The organism is Lederbergia citri (genome assembly GCF_018343625.1).
Classification (GTDB): Bacteria; Bacillota; Bacilli; order Bacillales; family Bacillaceae_C; genus Lederbergia; species Lederbergia citri.
The window spans coordinates 393,907-416,630 of sequence record NZ_JAGYPG010000003.1 but is presented as its reverse complement, the minus strand read 5'-3'; the positions used below and the strand labels follow the sequence as shown (position 1 = coordinate 416,630).

The 22,724-nt window shown below is 38.9% G+C and carries 17 protein-coding genes; 1 reads left to right on the top strand and 16 read right to left on the bottom strand.

The window, feature by feature from the left end; all coding sequences use genetic code 11:
• Positions 1-10: 10 nt before the first annotated feature.
• The 13 genes from leuB to KHA97_RS18085 form a co-directional block, all read right to left on the bottom strand.
• Entirely contained in the window at positions 11-1,075 is a 1,065-nt protein-coding gene (leuB, locus tag KHA97_RS18145) for a 3-isopropylmalate dehydrogenase (RefSeq protein WP_213126176.1), read from the bottom strand.
• A 24-nt stretch (positions 1,076-1,099) separates the two neighbouring features.
• A complete protein-coding gene (locus KHA97_RS18140; RefSeq protein WP_213126175.1) occupies positions 1,100-2,641 on the bottom strand; it encodes a 2-isopropylmalate synthase in 1,542 nt (513 codons plus the stop codon).
• Positions 2,628-3,662, bottom strand: a complete 1,035-nt coding sequence (gene ilvC, locus KHA97_RS18135) for a ketol-acid reductoisomerase (RefSeq protein WP_213126174.1) — start codon at positions 3,660-3,662, stop codon at positions 2,628-2,630. The genes KHA97_RS18140 and ilvC overlap by 14 nt, the downstream gene beginning before the upstream one ends.
• Positions 3,663-3,678: 16 nt before the next feature.
• A complete protein-coding gene (gene ilvN, locus KHA97_RS18130; RefSeq protein ID WP_213126173.1) occupies positions 3,679-4,197 on the bottom strand; it encodes an acetolactate synthase small subunit in 519 nt (172 codons plus the stop codon).
• Positions 4,194-5,918 (bottom strand): acetolactate synthase large subunit, encoded by a 1,725-nt coding sequence (gene ilvB / locus KHA97_RS18125; RefSeq protein ID WP_213126464.1) that lies wholly within the window; start codon positions 5,916-5,918, stop codon positions 4,194-4,196. The genes ilvN and ilvB overlap by 4 nt, the downstream gene beginning before the upstream one ends.
• A 431-nt stretch (positions 5,919-6,349) precedes the next feature.
• Positions 6,350-8,014 (bottom strand): dihydroxy-acid dehydratase, encoded by a 1,665-nt coding sequence (gene ilvD, locus KHA97_RS18120; RefSeq protein ID WP_213126172.1) that lies wholly within the window; start codon positions 8,012-8,014, stop codon positions 6,350-6,352.
• Between the two features lie 20 nt (positions 8,015-8,034).
• Positions 8,035-8,934, bottom strand: coding sequence for a branched-chain-amino-acid transaminase (gene ilvE / locus KHA97_RS18115; RefSeq protein ID WP_213126171.1), 900 nt, complete (start codon positions 8,932-8,934; stop codon positions 8,035-8,037).
• A 690-nt stretch (positions 8,935-9,624) separates the two neighbouring features.
• Positions 9,625-10,698 carry an ABC transporter substrate-binding protein gene (locus KHA97_RS18110; RefSeq protein WP_213126170.1) on the bottom strand — a complete coding sequence of 358 codons (1,074 nt, stop codon included), beginning with the start codon at positions 10,696-10,698 and terminating at the stop codon, positions 9,625-9,627.
• Positions 10,695-11,501 (bottom strand): ABC transporter permease, encoded by an 807-nt coding sequence (locus tag KHA97_RS18105; protein ID WP_213126169.1) that lies wholly within the window; start codon positions 11,499-11,501, stop codon positions 10,695-10,697. The genes KHA97_RS18110 and KHA97_RS18105 overlap by 4 nt, the downstream gene beginning before the upstream one ends.
• The gene (locus tag KHA97_RS18100; RefSeq protein WP_213126168.1) at positions 11,498-12,304 is read right to left on the bottom strand and encodes an ABC transporter permease; all 807 of its coding nucleotides are present in this window, start codon (positions 12,302-12,304) and stop codon (positions 11,498-11,500) included. The genes KHA97_RS18105 and KHA97_RS18100 overlap by 4 nt, the downstream gene beginning before the upstream one ends.
• Entirely contained in the window at positions 12,294-13,397 is a 1,104-nt protein-coding gene (locus KHA97_RS18095) for an ABC transporter ATP-binding protein (protein ID WP_213126167.1), read from the bottom strand. Before KHA97_RS18095 ends, KHA97_RS18100 begins: the two co-directional genes overlap by 11 nt.
• A gap of 39 nt (positions 13,398-13,436) precedes the next feature.
• Positions 13,437-13,979, bottom strand: a complete 543-nt coding sequence (locus KHA97_RS18090; RefSeq protein ID WP_213126166.1) for a helix-turn-helix domain-containing protein — start codon at positions 13,977-13,979, stop codon at positions 13,437-13,439.
• A 202-nt stretch (positions 13,980-14,181) separates the two neighbouring features.
• Positions 14,182-15,102, bottom strand: a complete 921-nt coding sequence (locus KHA97_RS18085; RefSeq protein ID WP_213126165.1) for a LysR family transcriptional regulator — start codon at positions 15,100-15,102, stop codon at positions 14,182-14,184.
• Between the two features lie 115 nt (positions 15,103-15,217).
• On the opposite strand from KHA97_RS18085, the gene KHA97_RS18080 reads away from it, so the two are divergent.
• The gene (locus KHA97_RS18080) at positions 15,218-16,237 is read left to right on the top strand and encodes a YeiH family protein (RefSeq protein WP_213126164.1); all 1,020 of its coding nucleotides are present in this window, start codon (positions 15,218-15,220) and stop codon (positions 16,235-16,237) included.
• A gap of 49 nt (positions 16,238-16,286) precedes the next feature.
• On the opposite strand, the gene KHA97_RS18075 is transcribed toward KHA97_RS18080, so the two are convergent.
• The 3 genes from KHA97_RS18075 to KHA97_RS18065 all read right to left on the bottom strand — a co-directional run bounded on the left by KHA97_RS18075 (position 16,287) and on the right by KHA97_RS18065 (position 22,508).
• Positions 16,287-18,170, bottom strand: a complete 1,884-nt coding sequence (locus KHA97_RS18075; protein WP_213126163.1) for a family 43 glycosylhydrolase — start codon at positions 18,168-18,170, stop codon at positions 16,287-16,289.
• Positions 18,171-18,735: 565 nt separating this feature from the next.
• The gene (locus KHA97_RS18070) at positions 18,736-20,751 is read right to left on the bottom strand and encodes an ABC transporter ATP-binding protein (RefSeq protein WP_233713618.1); all 2,016 of its coding nucleotides are present in this window, start codon (positions 20,749-20,751) and stop codon (positions 18,736-18,738) included.
• Entirely contained in the window at positions 20,751-22,508 is a 1,758-nt protein-coding gene (locus KHA97_RS18065; protein ID WP_213126162.1) for an ABC transporter ATP-binding protein, read from the bottom strand. The genes KHA97_RS18070 and KHA97_RS18065 overlap by 1 nt, the downstream gene beginning before the upstream one ends.
• Between the last annotated feature and the right edge of the window lie 216 nt (positions 22,509-22,724).

Here is a 22,724-nt window from a genome sequence, read left to right as displayed (position 1 = left end):
TTTCTTCACCTCACCGTTCTATTTCACCAATGATTTTTTCAGTCATTTCAGTAGTAGATAAAATTTGTCTACCGATATTTTTGAATTCACTTGTACAGAAGCCTGCTTCTAGAACATTTTTAACGGCTGTCTCAAGTGCATTCGCCTCTTCCAACATACCAAATGAACTACGAAGCATCATGGCTGTTGATAAAATAGCTCCGATTGGATTTGCGATATTCTTCCCTGCTATATCTGGTGCAGAGCCATGGATTGGTTCGTATAAACCAAAGCCATCTGCACGAAGACTTGCGGAAGGCAACATGCCTAGTGATCCTGTAATAACAGAAGCTTCATCACTTAAAATATCTCCAAACATATTTTCTGTTACAAGAACATCAAATGCGGATGGGTACGTAATTAATTTCATCGCAGCTGCATCAACAAGCATATGCTCGTACTCTACTTCTGGATATCTAGCAGCTACTTCTTCAACAATTTTTCTCCATAGTTTGCTTGATTCAAGTACATTCGCTTTGTCAACTGACGTAACTTTGTTCCTGCGCTGCTTTGCCAATTCAAATGCGTGAATGACAACTCGCTCTATTTCATCACGACCATACACTAATGTGTCAACAGCTTTATCATTATCATGGAAACTTGGTTCACCGAAATATAGACCACCTGTTAATTCCCTGACAATCATCATATCTACACCTTCAGCAACTTCTTCCTTCAAAGGAGAAACAGAAAGCAGGCTTTTGAATGCTTGAACCGGCCGAAGATTTACACTTAATTCAAAGTGTTTACGAATTTGAAGAAGCCCTTTTTCTGGTCGAAGATGAGACGGGTGATTATCCCATTTTGGTCCGCCGACTGCTCCGAGAATAATCGCATCACTTTCTTCACAAATTCGGATTGTTTCATCAGGTAATGGCTGGCCAACTGTGTCAATGGCTTCTCCACCAAGTAGGCCGTATACCCATTCAAATTCATGATGAAAACGACGCCCAATCGCTTCTAATACAGATATTGCAGCATCTGTTACTTCTTTTCCTATTCCGTCTCCTCGTAATACCGCTACTCGTTTCTTCAAACCCATCTTCCTCCCCAAAAATTCCTAAACTGTTACCAATAACTGCTTCATTTGCGATTGAAGCAATATACGATTCACCGCATTTAAATATGCCTTAGCTGATGCCTCTAATACGTCCTGCGCAGAATCTCTTCCTACAAGATCTTCGCCATTAAATGTTAGGTTAATGACTGCTTCTGCAAGAGCGTCTCTTCCTTTTCCGATGGATGAAACTCGGTAATCCAATACATGGACTTCTCCTTCAACTGTCTTCTCAAGCGCATTGAAAATAGCTTCCACGCTTCCTGCTCCACTCGTTGTTTCTTCCACGATGTTGCCTGCGGGTGTTTTAACGATTACGGTTGCAAGTGGATCTTGCGCTGATGTATATTGAACGCCTACAGTTTCTAGCTCATACACAGAAGTATCTGAATCTTTCAACTGTTCATTCGTTAAAATCGTCCATAAATCCTCAGTCGTAATTTCTTTCTTCCGATCAGCTAGTTTCTTAAATTGTATAAATGCATGATTCAAAGATTCACTATCTAGTTCAAATCCCATAGATATAGCTCGATCTTGAAAAGCATGGCGACCTGAGTGTTTACCTAATACTAAATTGTTTGAAGTTTCTCCGATAAGTTCTGGAGTAATGATTTCATACGTTGTCGGCTCCTTCAACACTCCATCCTGATGAATACCAGACTCGTGTGCGAAAGCATTTTTACCGACGACTGCTTTATTGGCCTGGACGGCCATACCTGTTAACTTACTGACTAGTTGACTCGTACGCTTGATTTCATTCAATGTTAGGTTTGTTTCAATCTCGTAAAAATCTTTTCTCGTATAAAGAGCGACTCCTACTTCTTCTAAAGCAACATTACCCGCTCTTTCACCAATCCCATTTATAGTACCTTCGATTTGATCTGCACCGTTCTGGATTGCAGCAAGTGTATTGGCTACTGCCATTCCAAGGTCATTATGGCAATGTGCCGAAAGTTTCGCTTCCCCAATATTCGGAACATTTTCTTTTAGATATTTAAATAAAGCCCCGTATTCTTGAGGAGTAGCGTAACCTACTGTATCTGGGATATTGATTACTGATGCCCCAGCTTTAATTGCTTGCTCTACGATTTGAGCGAGAAAATCTCGATCTGACCGGAATGCGTCCTCAGCTGACCATTGTACGATTGGGAAGAATTGTTTCGCATATTTAATCGTTTCAATCGTGGTTTGAACTACCTGTTCAGGAGTTTGTTTTAATTTATACGTCATGTGTATTGGAGAAGTGGCAATGAAAACGTGGAGCCTAGGGCATTCCGCCACTTTCAACGCTTCCCATGCATGATCAATATCTGATTTGACTGAACGCGCCAGGCCTGTGACAGATGAGTCTTTTATAGAAGAGGCAATTTTTCTTACTGCATCTAAATCACCCGGAGAGGCGGCGGGAAATCCCGCCTCCATTACATCCACTCCGAATCTTTCAAGCTGTTTTGCGATTTCGAGCTTTTCAGCCGTATTTAAGTTCACTCCGGCAGATTGCTCACCATCACGCAATGTTGTATCAAATATGTCAATTTTTCGCACTTGAAACCACTTCCTTAGCGGCTTTCTTCTTACCCGCCTTTACAAATGGCATCATTTCGCGAAGCTCTTGACCTACTTTCTCAATTAAATGCTCGCTTTCACGACGATTGATTGCATTGAACTCTGGACGATTCAATTGGTTTTCAAGCAACCATCCTTTTGCGAATTTTCCAGTTTGGATATCTTCTAGAATATCTTTCATACGAGCTTTTGTATCTGCATTCACTACACGTGGGCCAGATACGAAGTCTCCCCATTGTGCTGTATCAGAGATTGAATAGCGCATTCCTGCAAGACCATCTTCGTACATTAGGTCTACGATTAATTTAAGTTCGTGTAAACACTCAAAGTATGCAACTTCTGGTTGGTAACCTGCTTCAACTAGTGTTTCGAATCCAGCTTTTACAAGAGCTGTTGTTCCACCACAAAGGACTGCTTGCTCACCGAATAGATCTGTTTCAGTTTCTTCTTGGAATGTTGTTTCAAGTACACCAGCACGAGCGCCGCCAACACCTTTTGCATAAGCCAATGCTAAGTCCCTTGCTTGACCAGTTGCATCTTGATATACAGCAAATAGTGCCGGTACTCCTGCACCTTGTTCAAACGTACGACGTACAAGGTGTCCTGGGCCTTTAGGTGCAACTAGGAATACGTCAACATCGGAAGGAGGTACGATTTGATTAAAGTGAACGTTGAAACCATGGGCAAATACTAACGCTTTACCAGCCGAAAGTTCAGGCTTTACTTCGTTTTCGTAAACAGCTGTTTGTCTTTCATCTGGAAGTAAGATCATAATGATATCTGCTTTCGCACTTGCTTCTTGAACGGAATATACCTCATGTCCATCTTCAACTGCTTGATCGTAGGATTTACCTGGTCTAATTCCAACGATAACGTCAAACCCGCTGTCTTTTAAATTGCTAGCATGAGCATGGCCCTGTGAACCATATCCTAAGATTGCGATTTTCTTTCCTTGTAATACTGACTCATTAATTTCGTTGTTATAATATACTTTTGCCATTTTTCTCCATCTCCTCTTATAGTTGTAAAATTGATAGTTGTTGTGTTTCTGTTTTTTGATGTTCGCGAACAAATGCAGTTACACCTGTTCTCGATATATCTTTAATGCCATATGGCTTTAACAACTCGATAAACGCTTCAACCTTGTCGGGTTCACCCGTTACTTGCACGGTAATATTGTTTTTCCCCATATCGATGACAGTTGCCCGAAAAGGATCAATGATGCTATATACTTCACTTCTAAGCGTTGGTGGACACTGTACTTTAATAAGTGCCAACTCGCGAGTAACAATTGATTTATCAGTAATATCCGATACTTTTATGACATCAATTTGTTTTTGCAGCTGCTTTAATAGTTGCTCCATTTTCGCCGGATCTTCCATCGGTACGATGAAAGTCATTTTCGAGATCGCAGGATTACTAGTCGGGCCTACAGTAATACTCTCGATGTTAAACTGTCTTTTGGCAAATAATCCCGTAATACGATTTAACACACCAGGGTTATTATTAACTGTTACCGTAACAACTCGTTTCATTCTCCCACCCCTATCATTTCATGGAGTCCTTTGCCTGGGGCAACCATTGGATAAACATTTTCAGCTTCGAGAACACGGCAATCAATCAATACAGGTTCTGGGATATTAAAAGCTTCTTCAAATACGGCTCTAGCTTCTTCCTCTGTTGTTGCCGTGTATCCTTTAATTCCATACGCTTCAGCAAGCTTTATAAAATCAGGCTGATTTGGAATTAATGAGTGAGAATAACGCTCTTCATAAAAGGTTTGTTGCCATTGGCGTACCATTCCAAGACATTTGTTATTAATGATGACAACTTTTACAGGAAGGTTTAGCTCTTTAATAACAGCAAGTTCCTGTAATGTCATTTGGAAACCGCCATCTCCTGTCACGGCAACAACTGTTTTTTCAGTGTCTGCTAATTGTGCTCCAATCGCTGAAGGAAAGCCGAAGCCCATTGTCCCAAGTCCTCCGGAAGTGACCCAATTATTCGGACCATTAAATCCGTAATATTGCGCAGCCCACATTTGATGCTGGCCAACGTCAGTTGTCACAATTGCATCTCCACCAGTTATTTCGTGAATCATTTTGATAACATGTGGTGAAGAGAGTGTATTTTCCGGTGAAGCTGGAGGTTTAAACGGATATTTTTCTTTGCTTTCTTGCAAAGCGTCCGTCCACTCTGAAATATCAGGGAATGTTAATTCCATATTCAGCAACTCTTCCAAGACAAACTTCGCATCCCCAACAATTGGAATAGCAGTTGGAACATTTTTGCCGATTTCAGCAGGGTCTATATCAATATGAGCGACAGTTGCATTCGGAGCAAAATGCTTCAAATTACCTGTTAGACGGTCATCAAAACGAGCTCCAATATTAATGAGCAAATCGCAATCTGTAATAGCCATATTGGAAGTATAAGTTCCGTGCATTCCCGCCATCCCCAAAAATTGTGGGTGGTCTCCCGGGATTGTTCCCAATCCTAGCAATGTGTTTGTAATTGGAAATCCTGTTTTTTCTACAAATTCTTTTAAATAATCTGACGCTTTTGCGAAAAGGACTCCAGCACCTGCAAGAATGAGCGGCTTCTTTGCATTTGCCATTACACTTACAAGCTTCTGTAGCTGCAAGTAATTTGGTTTTGTTGTTGGTTGGTAGCCTGGTAGATTTATCGTAGCATCAGGAAATACCTCTGTTACTTCTTGCGAAGCGATATCTTTTGGAATATCAATCAAAACCGGTCCAGGGCGCCCTGTTGACGCAATATAAAATGCTTCTTTAATGATTCTTCCAAGATCCTCAATTTTTTTCACTTGATAATTATGTTTTGTGATTGGCATTGTGATGCCGACAATGTCGGATTCTTGGAATGCATCAGTACCAAGTGCAGAGCTAGCAACCTGACCAGTAAACACCACGAGTGGCAATGAATCCATCATCGCATCGGCAATTCCAGTCACTAAGTTCGTTGCCCCAGGTCCAGAGGTTGCAATAACAACTCCAGGTTTACCCGTTACTCTTGCATAGCCTTCCGCAGCGTGTATAGCTCCTTGTTCGTGTCTAGTTAATACATGCCGAATCGGATTTTTATGCAATGCATCATAAATTGGCAGTGCTGCTCCTCCTGGATATCCGAACATAATCTCAACGTTCTCTTTTTGCAATGCCTCGATGAAAAGGTCCGCCCCAGTCTTCACTTGTACTTTTGTTGCCGTGTCAGTCTTTTGATCACTCGCTCCCATTGGGATACCCATACTCACCTCTAGCGCCTTCCTTTCAATTTTCATATTTTTTAAAAACATATCGAATATCAACCATTTAATGCATTAAATCCCTAAAATTTATCGATAAAAAAAAGCCTTTTCAGCCCACAAAAAAGGAGAACCTTTTATGCAGGGATGAAAAAACTTTCATGGTACCACCCTACTTCTCAGTATAAATCACTGACTCAGGAGCGACTTTACATCACTCATTGATAACGGGAACTTTAAGTCAATCCCCGTGAACCCCTAATCGCATTCGCTTTCCGGGTCCCCGCTCCGAGGCGATGTCACAAATGGCTGTATTGCCGGTTTCCAGCAGTTCCGGCTCTCTGGTAATACAGGACTCCACTTATTTTTACCTCTTCATGGCTTTGTTGTTTGTTCTTTTATAACATAAATAAACATTTTTGTCATATTTTCATTACTCCACCTGTGCTGGCAGATGTAACGAGTTTAGAGTATCTTGCTAGATAACCCTTTTTAATTTTTGGTTCAAATGGTTTTAATTGCGATTTTCTCTCAGCTAAAACCTCTTCCGGAACCTTTAACTCAATCGTACGATTCGTCAAGTCGATGAAGATTTCATCTCCGTCTTCGACAAGGGCAATTGGTCCACCTTCAGCTGCTTCCGGTGATATATGACCGATTGAAATTCCTCTTGATGCCCCAGAGAAACGTCCGTCTGTAATAAGAGCAACTTTCGTACCAAGACCTCTACCTGCAATCGCTGCAGTTGGTGCAAGCATTTCAGGCATGCCTGGACCGCCTTTAGGTCCTTCATAACGGATAACAACAACATGACCTTCTTTAACAGTGCCATCGTTGATTCCTTGTTGAGCATCCTCCTGTGATTCAAAAACAATTGCTTTACCAAGGAATGTTTTAATCGAAGGATCAACTGCGCCAACTTTAATGACGCCTCCGTCGGGAGCTAAATTACCATATAGAATTGAAAGGCCTCCTACAGGACTATATGGATTTTCTTTTGGCCTTATTACTGCAGGATTTGTAATCACGTGGTCTTTTACATTTTCGTAAACAGTTTTTCCAGTAACGGTCATTCTATCCCGTTCAATGGCACCCATTTCACATAATTCACGTATAATGGCACTGACTCCACCAGCATCATGTACGTCTTGCATCGTGTAATCTGATGCAGGTGCAATTTTTGCTAAGTAAGGCACGCGTTTTGCTACTTCGTTAATACGAGATAAATCGTAATCAATATCTGCTTCATGTGCAATAGCTAATGTGTGAAGAACTGTATTTGTTGATCCACCCATCGCCATATCTAATGCGAATGCATCATCAATTGTTTGTTCACTAATTAAATCACGAGGCTTAATGTTTTCTTTTACCATTCTGACCAAATGATGTGCAGCCTCTTTAATCAATCTGTGACGTTCTTTAGATGTCGCTACGATTGTACCATTTCCAGGTAAAGCGATACCTAGCATTTCCATTAGCGAGTTCATAGAGTTTGCTGTAAACATCCCTGAACAAGATCCGCAAGTCGGACAAGCATTTTGTTCAATGTCTAAAAGCTTTTCAGCAGACATTTTCCCTGCATGATAGGCTCCGACTCCTTCAAAAACAGATGTCAATGTCAAAGGCTCCCCTTCTGAGGATACTCCGCCTTCCATCGGACCACCTGATACAAAAATAGATGGGACATTGGTTCTATATGCTGCCATCAACATGCCTGGAGTGATTTTGTCACAGTTTGGAATGTAAAATACCCCGTCAAACCAGTGTGCATTGATAACTGTTTCCGCGGAATCAGCGATAAGCTCTCTGCTTGGCAAAGAGTAACGCATTCCAATGTGGCCCATTGCAATTCCGTCGTCTACTCCGATTGTGTTAAATTCGAACGGAACCCCGCCAGCTTCCCAGATCGCTTCTTTTACGACATCAGCAAATTCTCTAAGGTGTTTGTGACCGGGAATAATATCTATATATGAATTACAGACACCAATAAAAGGTTTCTCTAAATCTCTTGTTTTTACACCCGTTGCATATAATAAGCTTCGGTGTGGGGCACGATCAATCCCCTTTTTTATCATATCGCTTCTCAATTATGACATCTCCTAATTTCTTAATTAGCTACATGCAATTCATCATATAATTTATATCCGTCTGTGAGTGTCAGTTCACGAAAGCTTTCAAGCAATTCATTCGTAATTGGTCCTGGCTTTCCATCGCCGATAATCCGTCCATCAACTTTTTTAACTGCAATGACTTCCGCAGCAGTTCCAGTTAAAAAGACTTCATCAGCTGTATATACATCGTGGCGTGTATAAATAGCTTCTTCCACTTCATAACCCTTAGCACGAGCGATATCAATAATAGCGTTTCTAGTAATACCGACTAGTGCACCAACGTGCCCAGGAGGGGTTATTAATTTCTTATCTCTTACTATAAAAATATTATCCGCTGAACCTTCTGCTACATAGCCTTGATCATTGAGCATTAGTGCTTCTGGCACTCCAGCGAGAGTTGCTTCTATTTTAACAAGAACATTATTTAAATAGTTTAATGATTTAACCATCGGATTTAAAACATCTGAACGATTCCGTCTCGTCGCTACTGTTATAATATCAAGTCCAGTTTCGTATAATTCCTTTGGATAAATACGTAACGGCTCAGCAATGACAAGCACTGTTGCTTTTTCGCATGAATACGGGCTTAAACCTAAATCCCCTACTCCACGTGATACAACGAGGCGAACGTATCCATCTGTTAATTTGTTTTTGCGGAGTGTTTCAGCAACAATATGAGCCATCTCCTCTTTCGTGTATGGAATGGTTAACATAATTGATTTCGCCGAGTCATAAAGCCTTGTTAAATGCTCGTCTAAGCGAAACACATTCCCAGAATATGCACGAATTCCTTCGAAGATTCCATCTCCGTAGAGAAATCCATGATCATACACTGACACAACGGCTTCTTCTTTTTTTACAAATTTGCCGTCAAGGAAGATCAATTGTTCACTCATCGCTATTCGCCCCTCTCTGTAGAATTTTTCGTCTAGCTACAGCGCCTATCGACTTGCAAGGCGCTTTCGCTTTTGTTTTTTTCAGGTTGTTTTGATTTATTAAATTGTTCCAATGATACCGCGGTATCGCTGAAAGGTCAAGACATTTTCAGAATGTTTTATTAGTTGGAAAAAGTCCATTTATTTTGTATCCGTTTTCATTGTATTTGCACCAACGTTTCAAATATTTGAACTATTTATGAATATTTTTCGAATTTTTTTACTGGTAAGAATAAAAAAACAGCTACAATAACATCTTCCTTTTACAAGAAAAAAGTTACATAGCTGTTTTCAATATGGATTTATTATTCTATATGGTGATATATTATGTTCTTTTAAAATTAACTATGCTCATTTATGTATCTTTAATCTTATGAAGCATACCTATAATTTCTTTACCCATTGCATTTTTTCGTCCTATCTACATAACTCCTAAATATTATTAATCCAAAAAGAAGGTTAGGCTGCCAAAAATAGTTTTGGCAGCCTGTAGAAAAGCGTAAGCGCCTTGCTCATCGACGTACGAACTTCGGGGCATTCGACTGAGATAAAGGAAACACGGCGAGGGAGGAGCCGATGTTGACTTATCGTAGGGAGAAGGTCAAGAAGTTTGCTAGTCGATAGGCGCTGGAGCTAGACAACTAAAAAGTGTTATTTTCGATACATTTTAAATTCTAAAAATAGATCATTATAATGAGCCAACATTCTCTTCCCTAAGTTATCATATACTTCAAGTCTTTCCGTTAACTCCGGAGAAGGATAAAAACGTTGGTCACTCGTCATTTCTTCTGGCATATATTCTAATGCTTTGGCATTTGGAGTTGAATAGCCAATATATTCGGCATTTTGAGCGGCGTTTTCGGGATCGAGCATGAAATTAATAAATTTATGGGCTCCCTCCACATTTTGGGCGGATTTCGGAATGACCATATTGTCAAACCACAAATTTGAACCTTCTTCTGGCACAACATAATCAAGGTCTTCGTTCTCACTCAATACGTCCGCCGCTTCTCCAGACCAAGTTACTCCGATTGCGGCTTCCTCATTGGCTATTAGTAATTTTATCTCATCTCCAATAATCGCCTTAACATTAGGAGTGAGCTTATCTAGTTTGTTTTTTGCTTCTAAAAGACGTTCTTCGTTTGTTTCATTTAATGAATAATGTAAACTGTTCAGTCCCATTCCCATTACCTCACGGGCACCATCTACAAGAAAGATTTGATTTTTTAGATCTGGATCCCACAGATCATTCCAGCTTGTAATTTTTTTCCCGTCAAGCATTTTCGGATTATACACAATTCCAACTGTTCCCCAAAAATATGGAATAGAATATTGATTTTTTGGATCAAAAGACAGATCCATGAACCGCTTATCAATATATTTTAGATTTGGTAATTTACTGTGATCGAGTGGTAGAAGCAAACCTTCTTCTTTCATTTTGCTGATAGCATATTCCGAAGGGACAGAAATATCGTAAGCATTACCGCCTTGAGATATTTTTGTCATCATTGCTTCATTGGAATCAAAAGTTTCGTAAATCACTTTCATTCCTGTTTCTTTTTCAAACTTTTTAATTAAATCTGGATCAATATAATCTCCCCAATTATAGACGTTCAAAACATTCCCACTTTTATAACCTTGGGAGGTATTCATACTAGAAGTCAGATACATTAAGGCAAAAGAAACGATAAAGATCAGAGAAAATAAGCGGACTAGTTTACTCACGGTTTCCTCACCCCCGCTGCTTGAGGTCTTGCGTTTCGCTGATTAACAAAATAGTATCCAATGACAAGTACGAGAGTCACTAAAAAGATAAGCGTAGATAAGGCGTTGATTTCAAGTGAAATACCTTGGCGTGCACGCGAATATATTTCAACAGACAATGTTGAAAACCCATTTCCAGTTACAAAAAATGTAACGGCAAAATCATCGAGGGAATAGGTTAAGGCCATAAAAAAACCAGCAAAAATTCCCGGTGTAATATATGGGAGAATAACTTTTGAAAGTATATCCCAATTTGTCGCACCGAGATCTCGTGCAGCGTCAATTAAGGAAGAACGCATTTCCTGAAGCTTAGGCAATACCATAATGACAACAATCGGAACGCTGAATGCAATATGTGATAATAAAACAGAAGTAAAGCCAAGCTTAATTCCAATGATTGTAAACATGATTAAGAATGATGCCCCAATAATTACGTCAGGGCTAACGATTAAGACGTTGTTCAAGGTTTGCAAAGTGTTTTTATATCTTAGTCTTTTTACATACGTAATCGCAAGTGCTCCTATTACACCAAGAATGGTAGATATTGCTGCCGAAAGCAAGGCAATAATTAGTGTATTCAGGGCAATGATAATAAGCCTTGTATCTTGGAAAACTTCCGAATACCATTCAAGTGTAAAGCCTTCAAAATTCCGCATTGTTCCGCCACTATTAAACGAATAATACATTAAATAAAGTATCGGGGCATACAAAATGAAAAAAACAATGATTAGGTAAATACTCGCAAATTTGCTTTTCCTATTCATATGAGATCACCCCGTTTTCTATTGCCGGTTAAAATCATGATAATGGCCATTGCAATAATTAAGAATACTGCAATCGTCGCTCCCATTCCCCAATCTTGAGTAACAAGGAAATGTTGCTCAATCGCTGTACCGAGCGTAATAACACGGTTTCCGGATATTAGCCTTGTAATCATAAACAAGGAAAGAGCCGGAATAAAAACTGCCTGACAACCAGATTTAACCCCGTCTAGTGTAAGTGGAAAAATGACACGTCTAAAAGTAGTCCACGTAGAAGCTCCGAGATCACTTGCTGCATCGACTAGAGATTTATTCATTTTTTCAAGCGAATTGTAAACCGGAAGAATCATAAATGGAATGAAAATATAAACGGAAACAAAGATAAAACTGAAGTCCGTAAATAATATTTGTTTCGATCCGATTCCAATTGCTTCTAAAAACATATTAGCAGGTCCGTATGCTCCGAAAATTCCAAGGAAGGCATACGCTTTTAAAAGTAAATTGATCCAAGAAGGCAAAATGATCAATAAAAGCCAGAGCTGTCTATGCTTTGCCCTTGTAAGAAAATACGCTGTAGGATAAGCAACTAATAATGAAAAAGCTGTAATTAAGAAGGCATACCAAAAAGAACTTAGTGTCATTCTTAAATAAACAGGTGTAAAGAACTTTTGGTAATTCGCAACTGTAAAATTACCTTCAATATCAAAAAATGAATAATAAAAGACAAGTAATATAGGTGCTACAACGAATAATGCAATCCATAAAACATAAGGAATGAGATAAATATTACGCATTTTATTTTGCATGGCTTACCTCATCATAAGCTTCCAAGCGTTTATCAAATTCTTCTTCTGTTTCTCCAAAACGCATGACATGAATGGCTTCCGGATCAAAACGAAGTCCTACTTCATCTCCAGCTTCTGCTTTCTTAGTGGAATGGACGAGCCACTCATTTCCGGCTTCGTCATAGCAGCATATTTCGTAGTGAACACCACGGAACAACTGTGAATCTACCCTAACATGCAGATTTTCTTTGTCTCTCGCTGTAATCTCCATATCTTCTGGCCTAATAACAATTTCAACTGACTCATTTGGATTAAAGCCTTGGTCGACACATTCGTAATGTTTTCCGTTAAACTCAACAAGGAAATCTTTAATCATTTTCCCAGGGATTATATTAGATTCGCCGATGAAATCTGCAACAAAACGGTTGATTGGTTCATCGTAAATATCGATAGGAGTTCCGCTTTGTTGAATTTTGCCTTTATTGATGACAAAAATTTCATCAGACATTGCTAGTGCTTCTTCCTGGTCATGCGTAACAAAAATAAAAGTGATGCCTAGTCTTTGCTGCAATTCGCGAAGCTCGTATTGCATTTCAGTTCTTAGTTTTAAATCAAGAGCGGATAAGGGCTCGTCAAGCAATATCACTTCAGGTTCGTTCACTATCGCTCGTGCAATTGCAACACGTTGACGTTGTCCACCTGACATCTCATTGATTTCTCGATTTTCATAGCCAGCCAAGTTAACGAATTTCAGTGCCTCTTTAACCTTTTGTTCGATTTCAGTTTTTTTCTTTTTCTTAATCCGCAAACCAAATGCTACGTTCTCGAAAACATTTAAATGCGGAAATAGAGCATAATCTTGAAATACCGTATTTACCTGGCGTTCGTTTGCCGGGATTTTATTGACTTTTTTTCCATTAAAATAGATTGCTCCCTTTGAAGGCTCCATGAACCCGGCAATCAATCGGAGGATCGTTGTTTTCCCACAGCCAGAGGGACCAAGAAGGGTATAAAATTTTCCGCGCTCAATTTCAAAGCTTACATCATCTAAAACTAATTCATCATCATATTGTTTTGATACATTTTCAAAACGAATAATCGTTTTTTCCATCATTGTTGTCCCTCCATTTATCGCAGTATGATTGCGACAAGCTTATAAGTATGATTCTGTCGCAACTAATATCAGTTCCGAGATCCCATTATGCACGTTGCTTACTTGATGTTGATGGGATGCATGAAAATAAATGGATTCACCGGCTTTCGCATAATACGTATGTTTCCCTAATTGAATCATAATGTGACCTTTTAGTACGTAAGCAAAAGTTTCCGAAAGCGAAGGTTCGAATTGCTTAAATTCGCCATTTTCTTCTAACGTGAGCCAGATTGGTTCCATTTCCATTTCATTCGATTCTGGAACTAACCATGTTATTTCATAACCCTTTTCATCATCTTTGTATTCAGTTTGATCTTCTTCCCTGTACACTACTTTTTGTTCTCGCTCTTCTTCATCAAAAAATTGCTTTGGAGTGCAGCCAAGCACCTCAAGTATGTTAAAGAAAGTATCGATTGAAGGTGAGCTTAAATCTCTTTCTAATTGTGATATATACCCCTTGCTCAAATCAGTCCGTTCCCCTAATTCCTCTTGCGTCAGCCCTTTCTTCAATCGTAAATTCTTAATTTTGTTTCCGATCAGCATCAATATGACCTCAATCGTGTTTAATATTAGTAAACTATAAGTAAATAAAGTTTAGTATTATAAAACTTTAAGTTTACTTTTAACCTCACATTATTATACCTAAATATGTAGATACTTCAATACTTTTTTTCAATTTTTATATTCCCTAATTTTGGGTGCCGATTTCCGCTACAAACACCTATATGACAACAATAAATCTTGCTTATAATTGAAAATGTTGAGGACTTTTTCCAATGTTGTAGAGAAGATCATCTGCCCTCAATAAATGTAGAAAGCTATCCATCGCTTTTGTATGGAAAGGCGTTTGAACAATGATGGAAAACTGTCGTATAAAAGGAAGATTTTTAACCTTTAAAATTTCTAACTTCCCTAACTCCACTTCTTTTCGAATCGCCCATTGTGAAAGCAGACTTACTCCTAACCCCGCCTCAACAGATTCTTTAATGAGTTGATTGCTTCCGAATTCCAAGATGCCAGGAGTGATCCCAAGTAATTGAAAGACTTCCTCCGTTGCTTCTCTCGTGCCAGATCCATTTTCACGGACAATCCAAATTTCGTCATTGAGTTCCGAGCCATCTATCTCTTTTTTTCCTTTCGCTGCCAATCGATGAAGTGATGAGACGACGACATACATCTCGTCTTTTAAAAATGGTTCAACCCTTATTTTCGAATTGCGTAATCCTCCTTCAATAATTCCGACGTCTAATTGGTGTCCTGAAACAAGTTCAGCAATTTCTTTTGTATTTCCGATTGTGATTGTTGGTTTTATAAGCGGATATTTTTCAAGTGTATGGGCAATGATATGCGGCAACACATATTCACCAAATGTGTAGCTTGCTCCAATTGATAAGGGACCGCTTGTTTTTTTGGTAACATCATCAACTAATCTTTGCATTTTTGTATAAAGTCCTATAATTTCTTTAGCGTGGTGATATACAATTTCACCCGCTTTATTTAAACGGACATACTTATTGCTTCGTTCTAATAACTTCGTTCCCATTTCACGCTCAAAAAGTTGTATATACTGGCTAACCGCAGGCTGAGTCATATGGAGTTCTTCGGCAGCCCGAGAAAAACTCTCCTTTTCAGCAACCTTTATGAAAACCTCTAACTGCTGTTCCAAATATTATCACCTCTACTATAAGTGTTTACTTATTGTAACTATTATAATGATTTATTTTCCTTATACGATAATAAGTATTATTCTGTAATAGGACATTATTTTTGGAGGTCGTTTTATGGAAAAACAACTAGAAAGGAAAAAACCACAATCAGCTGGCATTCCAATGGCGGGTGGAATTGCCTTTACTTTTTTGATTGCATTTCTGGGCTTTTGGCTAGCAAAGGTACCAGGATTAAATATTGTTGGACAACTTGCCTGTGCTATTATTATCGCCATTATATTTCGGCAATTTTTTGGTTACCCAGAAGCAATTCGCCCTGGAATTGCTTTTTCATCTAAAAGATTGTTAAGAGCTGCCATTATTTTATATGGGCTTAAATTGAATATTGCAGTCGTTCTCCAAGATGGACTTGGTCTACTCGCTAAAGATGTAGGGGTTATTATTTTCGCAATATTAGTCACTGTTTGGATCGCCAAGCGTTTAAAAGCAAATCCAACTATTTCATTATTGCTTGGTGTTGGTACAGGTGTTTGTGGAGCAGCAGCAATTGCAGCCGTTGCACCCATTATTAAATCAAAAGATGAAGACACTGCCATTAGTGTGGGAATCATAGCGCTAGTAGGTACCGTTTTCGCAATCGCTTATACACTTTTACGCCCAATCCTCCCTCTTACAGATGTGGAATTTGGTATATGGTCGGGAATGAGTCTTCATGAAATCGCTCAAGTTATCCTTGCAGCTGATGTTGGTGGTGAAGATGCTTTGGCGATAGGGTTGCTAGCAAAATTGGGACGTGTATTCCTCCTTATTCCCCTTTGCTTTGTTTTTATGTATTGGATGAAAAGAAAATCTGCGGGTGATAACACTGCGGCAAAAATTGAATTTCCTTGGTTTTTAATCGGCTTTATCATCATGAGTGTGATTGGAAGCTACGTTTTAGGACATGCTATTCCATATCCAGAAGAAGTAAAAAGCTTCGTTACATCGGTCACCAGTTGGCTACTGACAGCTGCCATGGTCGGACTTGGACTAAACGTTAGTCTTGGTGATTTAAAAACAAAAGCCTTAAAACCTTTAATTGCTATGCTTATTACGTCATTGGCTTTATCGATATTAGTATTTTTTATTATTTAAATTCAAAACGGCACTCCATTTTAAAAAGGAGGTGCCGTTTTTTGTCTGCTTATTTTATTTTTTCAATGGTAAAAAAGTCAATATCCGTAGACCCAATGTCCTTTTTTAACACTATCACATTTTTGCCCTTTTTTAATGGTACTGGTACAGTTGCATCCTGCCAGTAATCCCAGCCATTACTTTCATACGATATTGTTTTGATAAAATAATCGTTTACGGTCAACTTATGTGTACTAATCACATCTGTGCCATTTGCATACTTAATCTTCATTTCATATGTGCCGGGGCTCTCCACATTGATTTCAAATCGAGCAGAGCTTCCATTCTGATCCATGACGCCTACTTTTTGCCCATTTGATGAACCCGAGTCATTTAAAATATTGGCTTTATGCAAATCGGCAAATTCCGCTTCATATTTATAAACGGTAGTTTCTTTCGGTATCAATTGAATATAATCAATTTCAGCATACAAATGCCCTTTAGAAAGTTTGATTGTATTTTGTTCCGAATCTAGATGTATATCTAATTCGGCATCTTGCCAATTTTCCCATCCTTGACTCTCATACGCTATTTCTCCATATGATTTATCATTTACTGTGACATGGTGGGTGGATTGCTGTCCCATCCCATTTCCATATCTAACGACCAATGTATAATCTCCCAAAGGTACATTTACAGTAAATTCTACAAAGCTATCACTATAATCAATATGCCCTACCTTTTTATGGCCAGATGCACTTGTATTAAAATGTATTATTGCATTATTAACCGTTGCATCTTCAGCTTCGTATTGATAAACTTCTCCGGGTAAACTTGGGGTGAGTGCTCCTTCCGTTTCTCCAGATGGTACACGTAATAGGGTTTTAGTTCCAACTGGCTTCCCAAAGTTAGGAGTTCCATCCTTGTTCCATGAAAACTTCTGCATCTTTACATTTCTAGTCCAGCCTCCATCTTTAAATTTGGCGGCATGATACACAATCCAATCTTCCTTCCCGTCTGGTGATTTTACAAAACTACTATGTCCTGGTCCATATACATCCGCATCTGTATTTGTTTCGAAAGTTGGATATGGATGTTTCTTCCAGGAAGAAGCATCAAGTGGATTTTTCCCTTCGAAAGATAGCATTCCTAAACAGTAATCATTTGTCCAACTTCCACTAGCCGAATATATAATAAATACTTTACCTTGCTGATTTTTCAAGACTTGCGGTCCTTCATTAATCAGTGGAAAACCGTTTTTTTCCCAAGCAAGATCGGGTCTTGAGATTTCTACTCGTTCCCCGCTTATCGTCCACGGGTTTGACATTGGTGCGATGTATAAATGCTGGCTTACATTAACATCGCCTTCCCAACCAGACCAAATAAAATATAATTTATTTTTATATTCCAATACCGTTCCATCAATTGCCCATTTATCCGTAGGGTCAGCAATTTTCCCGTATTCAGTTCCCTCCGGAAATGAGTATGGACCAAACGGATCTGAGCCTTCTGATTGCAGGACATACATACGATGACTGCCTGTGTTTCCTGATGCAGCAAAATAGATATACCATTTTCCTTCAATAAAATGAATCTCTGGAGCCCATATACTTTGACTATGTGGACCATTATCGCTAGGTATATAAACAACCTTTTTTGAAGCAGTCGCTAAACCAGTTAACGTTTTAGATTTCCAAATGGTTATATCCCTGCCTGTTGTCTGAGTGTAATAATAATATCCATCTGAATGTTTCACAACCCACGGATCCGCTCCATCTCCCAAAACAGGATTTTCAAATATTGCAAAGGGTTCTTTTTTGTTAACAGCCTGAGGATTAATCTTGATGGAAGCATCTGATGGGTCATTCGAAGCAAAAGTCGATCCAGTAAAATTTACGGTAATGGAGAATAATAATACGACTGCTACACCAACGACAAACAACCTACCAATCATCTTTTTCATCATCCCTTCTAATATTGTTTCTTAACCGCATAAATGAAAGCGCCTCCCTATTACTTCTGTGGACATTCACTATTTCCTTTAAGATTGAGAAGGGATAAAAAAAACAATCATTTATACCTAGAGAATTCATCATGAATATAGTTATTATTGTCACTTTAGAACTAGATTTGTAGTAAAACTTGATTGCGGAAAAGGTGTAATTAATAATACCCTTAGTATTGCTGAAAACCTGCAATCATTGCTATTAGTGGATAGAATTGCCACTATGACCTACCTATTGTGACTATGAATTCTTAAAAGCCTTCCATCGTGACCTCTAGCACATTAAAATCACGGATCTGGTCACGATGAACTGCATCTTCTATTACTGAAAAACGGCACTCCCTTAAAATGGGATGTGCCGTTTTTTTGTCTAGCTTCTGCATCTATCGACTAGCGAACTTAATGACTTCTCCCTACGATAAGTCAACATCGCTCCACTTCGTTTCGCGTGTTTCCTTTTTCCGGTCGTAGTCCGAAGAAGGAACGTCGATGGACAGGCGCTTCCGCTTTTCTATTAAGCTCCAAGCTTCTGACCTTGCTGCAGCTGGTACATTTGATAGTATTTACCTTTTTTCTCCATTAGTTCCTCATGATTGCCTCGTTCCACAATGGTGCCGCGATCAAGGACTAAGATCTGATCAGCATTTTTAATTGTAGATAAACGGTGGGCAATAATGAAGGTTGTACGTCCTTTTTTCAATACGTCCATTGCTTCTTGGATAATTGTTTCTGTTTCCGTATCAATACTGGAAGTAGCTTCATCCAAAATGAGGATCGCTGGGTCAAAGGCCAATGCACGTGCAAAGGAAATTAGCTGGCGTTGTCCGGAAGAAAGTGTACTTCCTTTTTCAACAACAGGCTCATCAATTCCCTTTTCTAAATTTTTCAGAACACGATCTGCTCCTACTGCTTTTAAAGCCTCTTCAACCTTCTCACGAGTAATTTTCGGATCATTTAAGCTGACGTTAGAAGCAATCGTTCCTGTAAACAAATAAGGATCTTGCAAAACAATTCCCATATGTTCGCGCAGCGTTTGTTTCGGAATATATTGAATGTTTTTTCCGTCAACCTTGATTTCACCTTTATTGCAATCATAAAAACGGAATAACACATTCATGATTGAACTTTTACCAGAACCTGTATGACCAACGAGTGCTACAGTTTCCCCTTGCTTTGCTTCAAAATGAATGTCTTTTAGAACATATTCATTTTCCTTATATCCAAAATAAACATGGTCGAACGTGACATTTCCTTTATATCGTTCCATTCTTTCCGTGCTAACCTCTTCACCTTGTTCATCAAGCAAGCGAAAAACTCTCTGCCCCGCAACTAAAGCTTGCTCGAGATTGGAGAATTGATTGACGATATTCATAACAGGATGGAATAATCGGTTGATATAATCAACATAGGCGTATAACACACCGATTGTCACGACTGAGTGAGCTCCGAGTGAATTGCTTCCGAAATACCAAATAAACCCGACGAAAACAATATTTTTTAATACCCCAACAAAATTATGGGACGATAAAGAGTTTAGTATGAGCAATTTATTTTGGTAACGAAAATGCGTCTCGTTCATTTCCTCAAATTCAGCGCTCATTTGCTTTTCACGGCGGAAAGCCTGGATAATCGTCATCCCTTGAATGGATTCGTTAATCATCGCATTAAGCTCACTTACTTTAGAACGGATTACATGATTGTATTTAGAAGCAAATTTACGATAAAAAATCATCCATGCGAACAAAATAGGGATAAGCAGCGTACATAACAAAGCCAACTTAACATCGAGAATAAACATCGCTGTAAAAATTCCAATGATATAAATAAACCCAGTAAAGAAATTTGATAAAACTGCTACATATAATTCTCGAATTGCTTCTGTATCATTCGTAATCCGCGCGACAACTTTTCCTGCAGGTAAATCGTCAAAGTAGCGGATAGGCAGCCGTTGCACATGTGCGAAGACATCTACCCGCATCTTTTGAATGATACGATTTGCTGCCTTTTGCAAATAAAAATACTGTCCATAATTAAATATCGCTGCAACGATGAATAACCCCATGTAAAGAGCTAGCAACTTCGTAATGGCAGGAATTTCAGGCTTATAAAAAGCGAGTGTATCATTTATAGAAAGCTTTTGTGCCGAGTATTCCTTCGTTTTACCTTGAACAGTAATGGAAAGTTTATCGCCCTTAAGCGCTCGGTCTCCTTCAAGAGGAACTTCATCGTTTACAAAATAAAACCTTCTATCTATCTGTAAAATCGTTGCCGTTTTACCGCTTTCCTTTAGCGTCCCATCAGCAGCGTACAGTTCTCTGACGTATAATTTCCCATCATATTCCACGGAGTATTTCCCTTGGCTCAATTCTAGCCAGTGATCTTCTATTCCTAAGATATGCTCATCAATCAGCTTCTTCGCTACAAATGGCCCAATGACATCTGCACCGACTGAAACAGTCAGCATCGCCAGTGCAGCAATAATGAGACCTTTAAAAAATAATGCATATTTATATAACCTTTTTCCGGTCATTATGCATTCACCTCCTCAAGAAGCGAGTCTTCCACTTGTTGTCTATCATATTGTTTTTTATACCATCCATCCGCTTGCAGCAAATCTTGATGGGTTCCTTCTTCGACAATTTTTCCGTCGTCAAACACAATAATCCAGTCAGCATGTTCAATTGCAGATAAACGGTGTGTTGTAATAATCGTAGTTTTTCCGTTACGCTCCTCACGGATATTCCGGATAATCCTAGACTCTGTCTTGCCGTCTACTGCAGATAAAGAATCATCTAAGATTAAAAGCTCTGGATTTTTAATAAGGGCTCGAGCAATTGAAATTCGTTGCTTTTGTCCCCCAGAAAGGGCTACCCCTTTTTCTCCTACAAGTGTTTCCAATCCTTCTGGCAACATTTTTAAATCCTTTTCAAAATAAGCAAGATAAATTGCTTTTTTAAGATCTGCCTCTGTTGCTTGGTCATCTCCGAAAAGGATGTTTTCTCTTACACTTCTAGAAAACAAGACATGATCTTGTGGAACATAGCCAACCCAACGGCGAATCTGTTCTTTAGACTGTTCTTTCATATTTATATCGGAAATATAAATATCTCCTTCACCTAACGGATACTCCCTTAAAAACTGCTTTATAAATGTTGTCTTTCCACTTCCGGTTTTTCCCACAACGCCAATCGTCTCCCCACGTTTTATGTGGACATTTAAATTAGCCAAGTTATTTGTTTTTGAAGACGGATAGCGGAATGTAACATCTGATAATAAAATGTTTTCTGGTTGTTCTATTAATTTTGGAGCGACAGGATCTTTTACATCTTCTTCGTAGTTCAACGTTTCTTGAACCCGGTCAAGCGATGCATTCCCCCGCTGCATGATATTGATTAATTCACCAATCGCAAACATTGGCCATGTAAGCATACCTAAGTAAACATTGAAGGCAACTAGATGTCCCAATGAGATTTCTTGATGAAAGACAAGATATGTTCCGTAAGAAAGTCCGATGATGTAGCTGATTCCCGTAATCACTTTTGTTGCTGGATTAAATAGGGCATCAATTCTTTCAACACTAATATTTTTTTGGTACACATCTTCCGTCATCTTTTGAAAATCATTTTCACTCGCTTTTTCTTGGACGTATGCCCGAGTAACCCTTACTCCTGAAACAGATTCAAGGACCCGATCATTCATGTCACCAAATGCATCTTGCGCAGCCGTAAATCGTGTATGGATCTTATCTCCAAGGACTGTGATAATCCATGCAAGAATAGGCAACGGTAATATCGCCGCAAATGTAAGCTTCCAAGAAACGAGGAATCCCATAGTTAATAAAATTGTGAACATATACATCGTGGAATCAAATAATGTCAAAATTCCAAAACCTGCAGTTAAGGATATCGCCCGTAAATCATTTGTACCTCTAGCCATTAAATCACCTGTTCGATTCTTTTCAAAAAAAGTAGGGGTCATCTTTAATAAATGATTCATGAATCTAGAGCGCAACATTTTTTCTACAATAAAAGCGCCACCAAATAATTGATACTGCCAAACGTACGTAATCCAATAATTTACTATTGCTCCACCGCCCAATATCGCCACGTACATTAATAATGTATTGAAGGTTAATGTTCCGAGAAAGATATTGTCGATTGCAGATCCTAGGATCATTGGCGGAATCACTTCAAAAATATTAGCAAAGCCCAATAAAACAAGGGCAATCGTATAACGCTTCCAATGTTGTTTAAAAAACCAACCTAATTTTTTTAATACACTAAACATTACTTAAACCTCCTTTTTTGCCGACCATCCATGTGACAGCTACCCACTCTCCAGCTCCACAGTTTTCATCAATAAAATAAAAAATGTCATTTGTTTTTCCTCCCGAATGTTTTTTATATTAACAGTGTGAAAACACTGGTTTCCAAATAAAGAACAAAAGCGCAAGCGCCTGTTTATTGACGTACAAACTTCAGGGCCTTTGACTTATCGTAGGGA

Bases quoted from the DNA above. Each gene is read 5' to 3' on its own strand.
- ilvC (WP_213126174.1), bottom strand. From the start codon at position 3,662: ATGGCAAAAGTATATTATAACAACGAAATTAATGAGTCAGTATTACAA.
- ilvN (WP_213126173.1), bottom strand. From the start codon at position 4,197: ATGAAACGAGTTGTTACGGTAACAGTTAATAATAACCCTGGTGTGTTA.
- ilvB (WP_213126464.1), bottom strand. From the start codon at position 5,918: ATGGGAGCGAGTGATCAAAAGACTGACACGGCAACAAAAGTACAAGTG.
- ilvE (WP_213126171.1), bottom strand. From the start codon at position 8,934: ATGAGTGAACAATTGATCTTCCTTGACGGCAAATTTGTAAAAAAAGAA.
- KHA97_RS18105 (WP_213126169.1), bottom strand. From the start codon at position 11,501: ATGAATAGGAAAAGCAAATTTGCGAGTATTTACCTAATCATTGTTTTT.
- KHA97_RS18100 (WP_213126168.1), bottom strand. From the start codon at position 12,304: ATGCAAAATAAAATGCGTAATATTTATCTCATTCCTTATGTTTTATGG.
- KHA97_RS18095 (WP_213126167.1), bottom strand. From the start codon at position 13,397: ATGATGGAAAAAACGATTATTCGTTTTGAAAATGTATCAAAACAATAT.
- KHA97_RS18090 (WP_213126166.1), bottom strand. From the start codon at position 13,979: ATGCTGATCGGAAACAAAATTAAGAATTTACGATTGAAGAAAGGGCTG.
- KHA97_RS18080 (WP_213126164.1), top strand. From the start codon at position 15,218: ATGGAAAAACAACTAGAAAGGAAAAAACCACAATCAGCTGGCATTCCA.
- KHA97_RS18075 (WP_213126163.1), bottom strand. From the start codon at position 18,170: ATGATTGGTAGGTTGTTTGTCGTTGGTGTAGCAGTCGTATTATTATTC.
- KHA97_RS18070 (WP_233713618.1), bottom strand. From the start codon at position 20,751: ATGACCGGAAAAAGGTTATATAAATATGCATTATTTTTTAAAGGTCTC.
- KHA97_RS18065 (WP_213126162.1), bottom strand. From the start codon at position 22,508: ATGTTTAGTGTATTAAAAAAATTAGGTTGGTTTTTTAAACAACATTGG.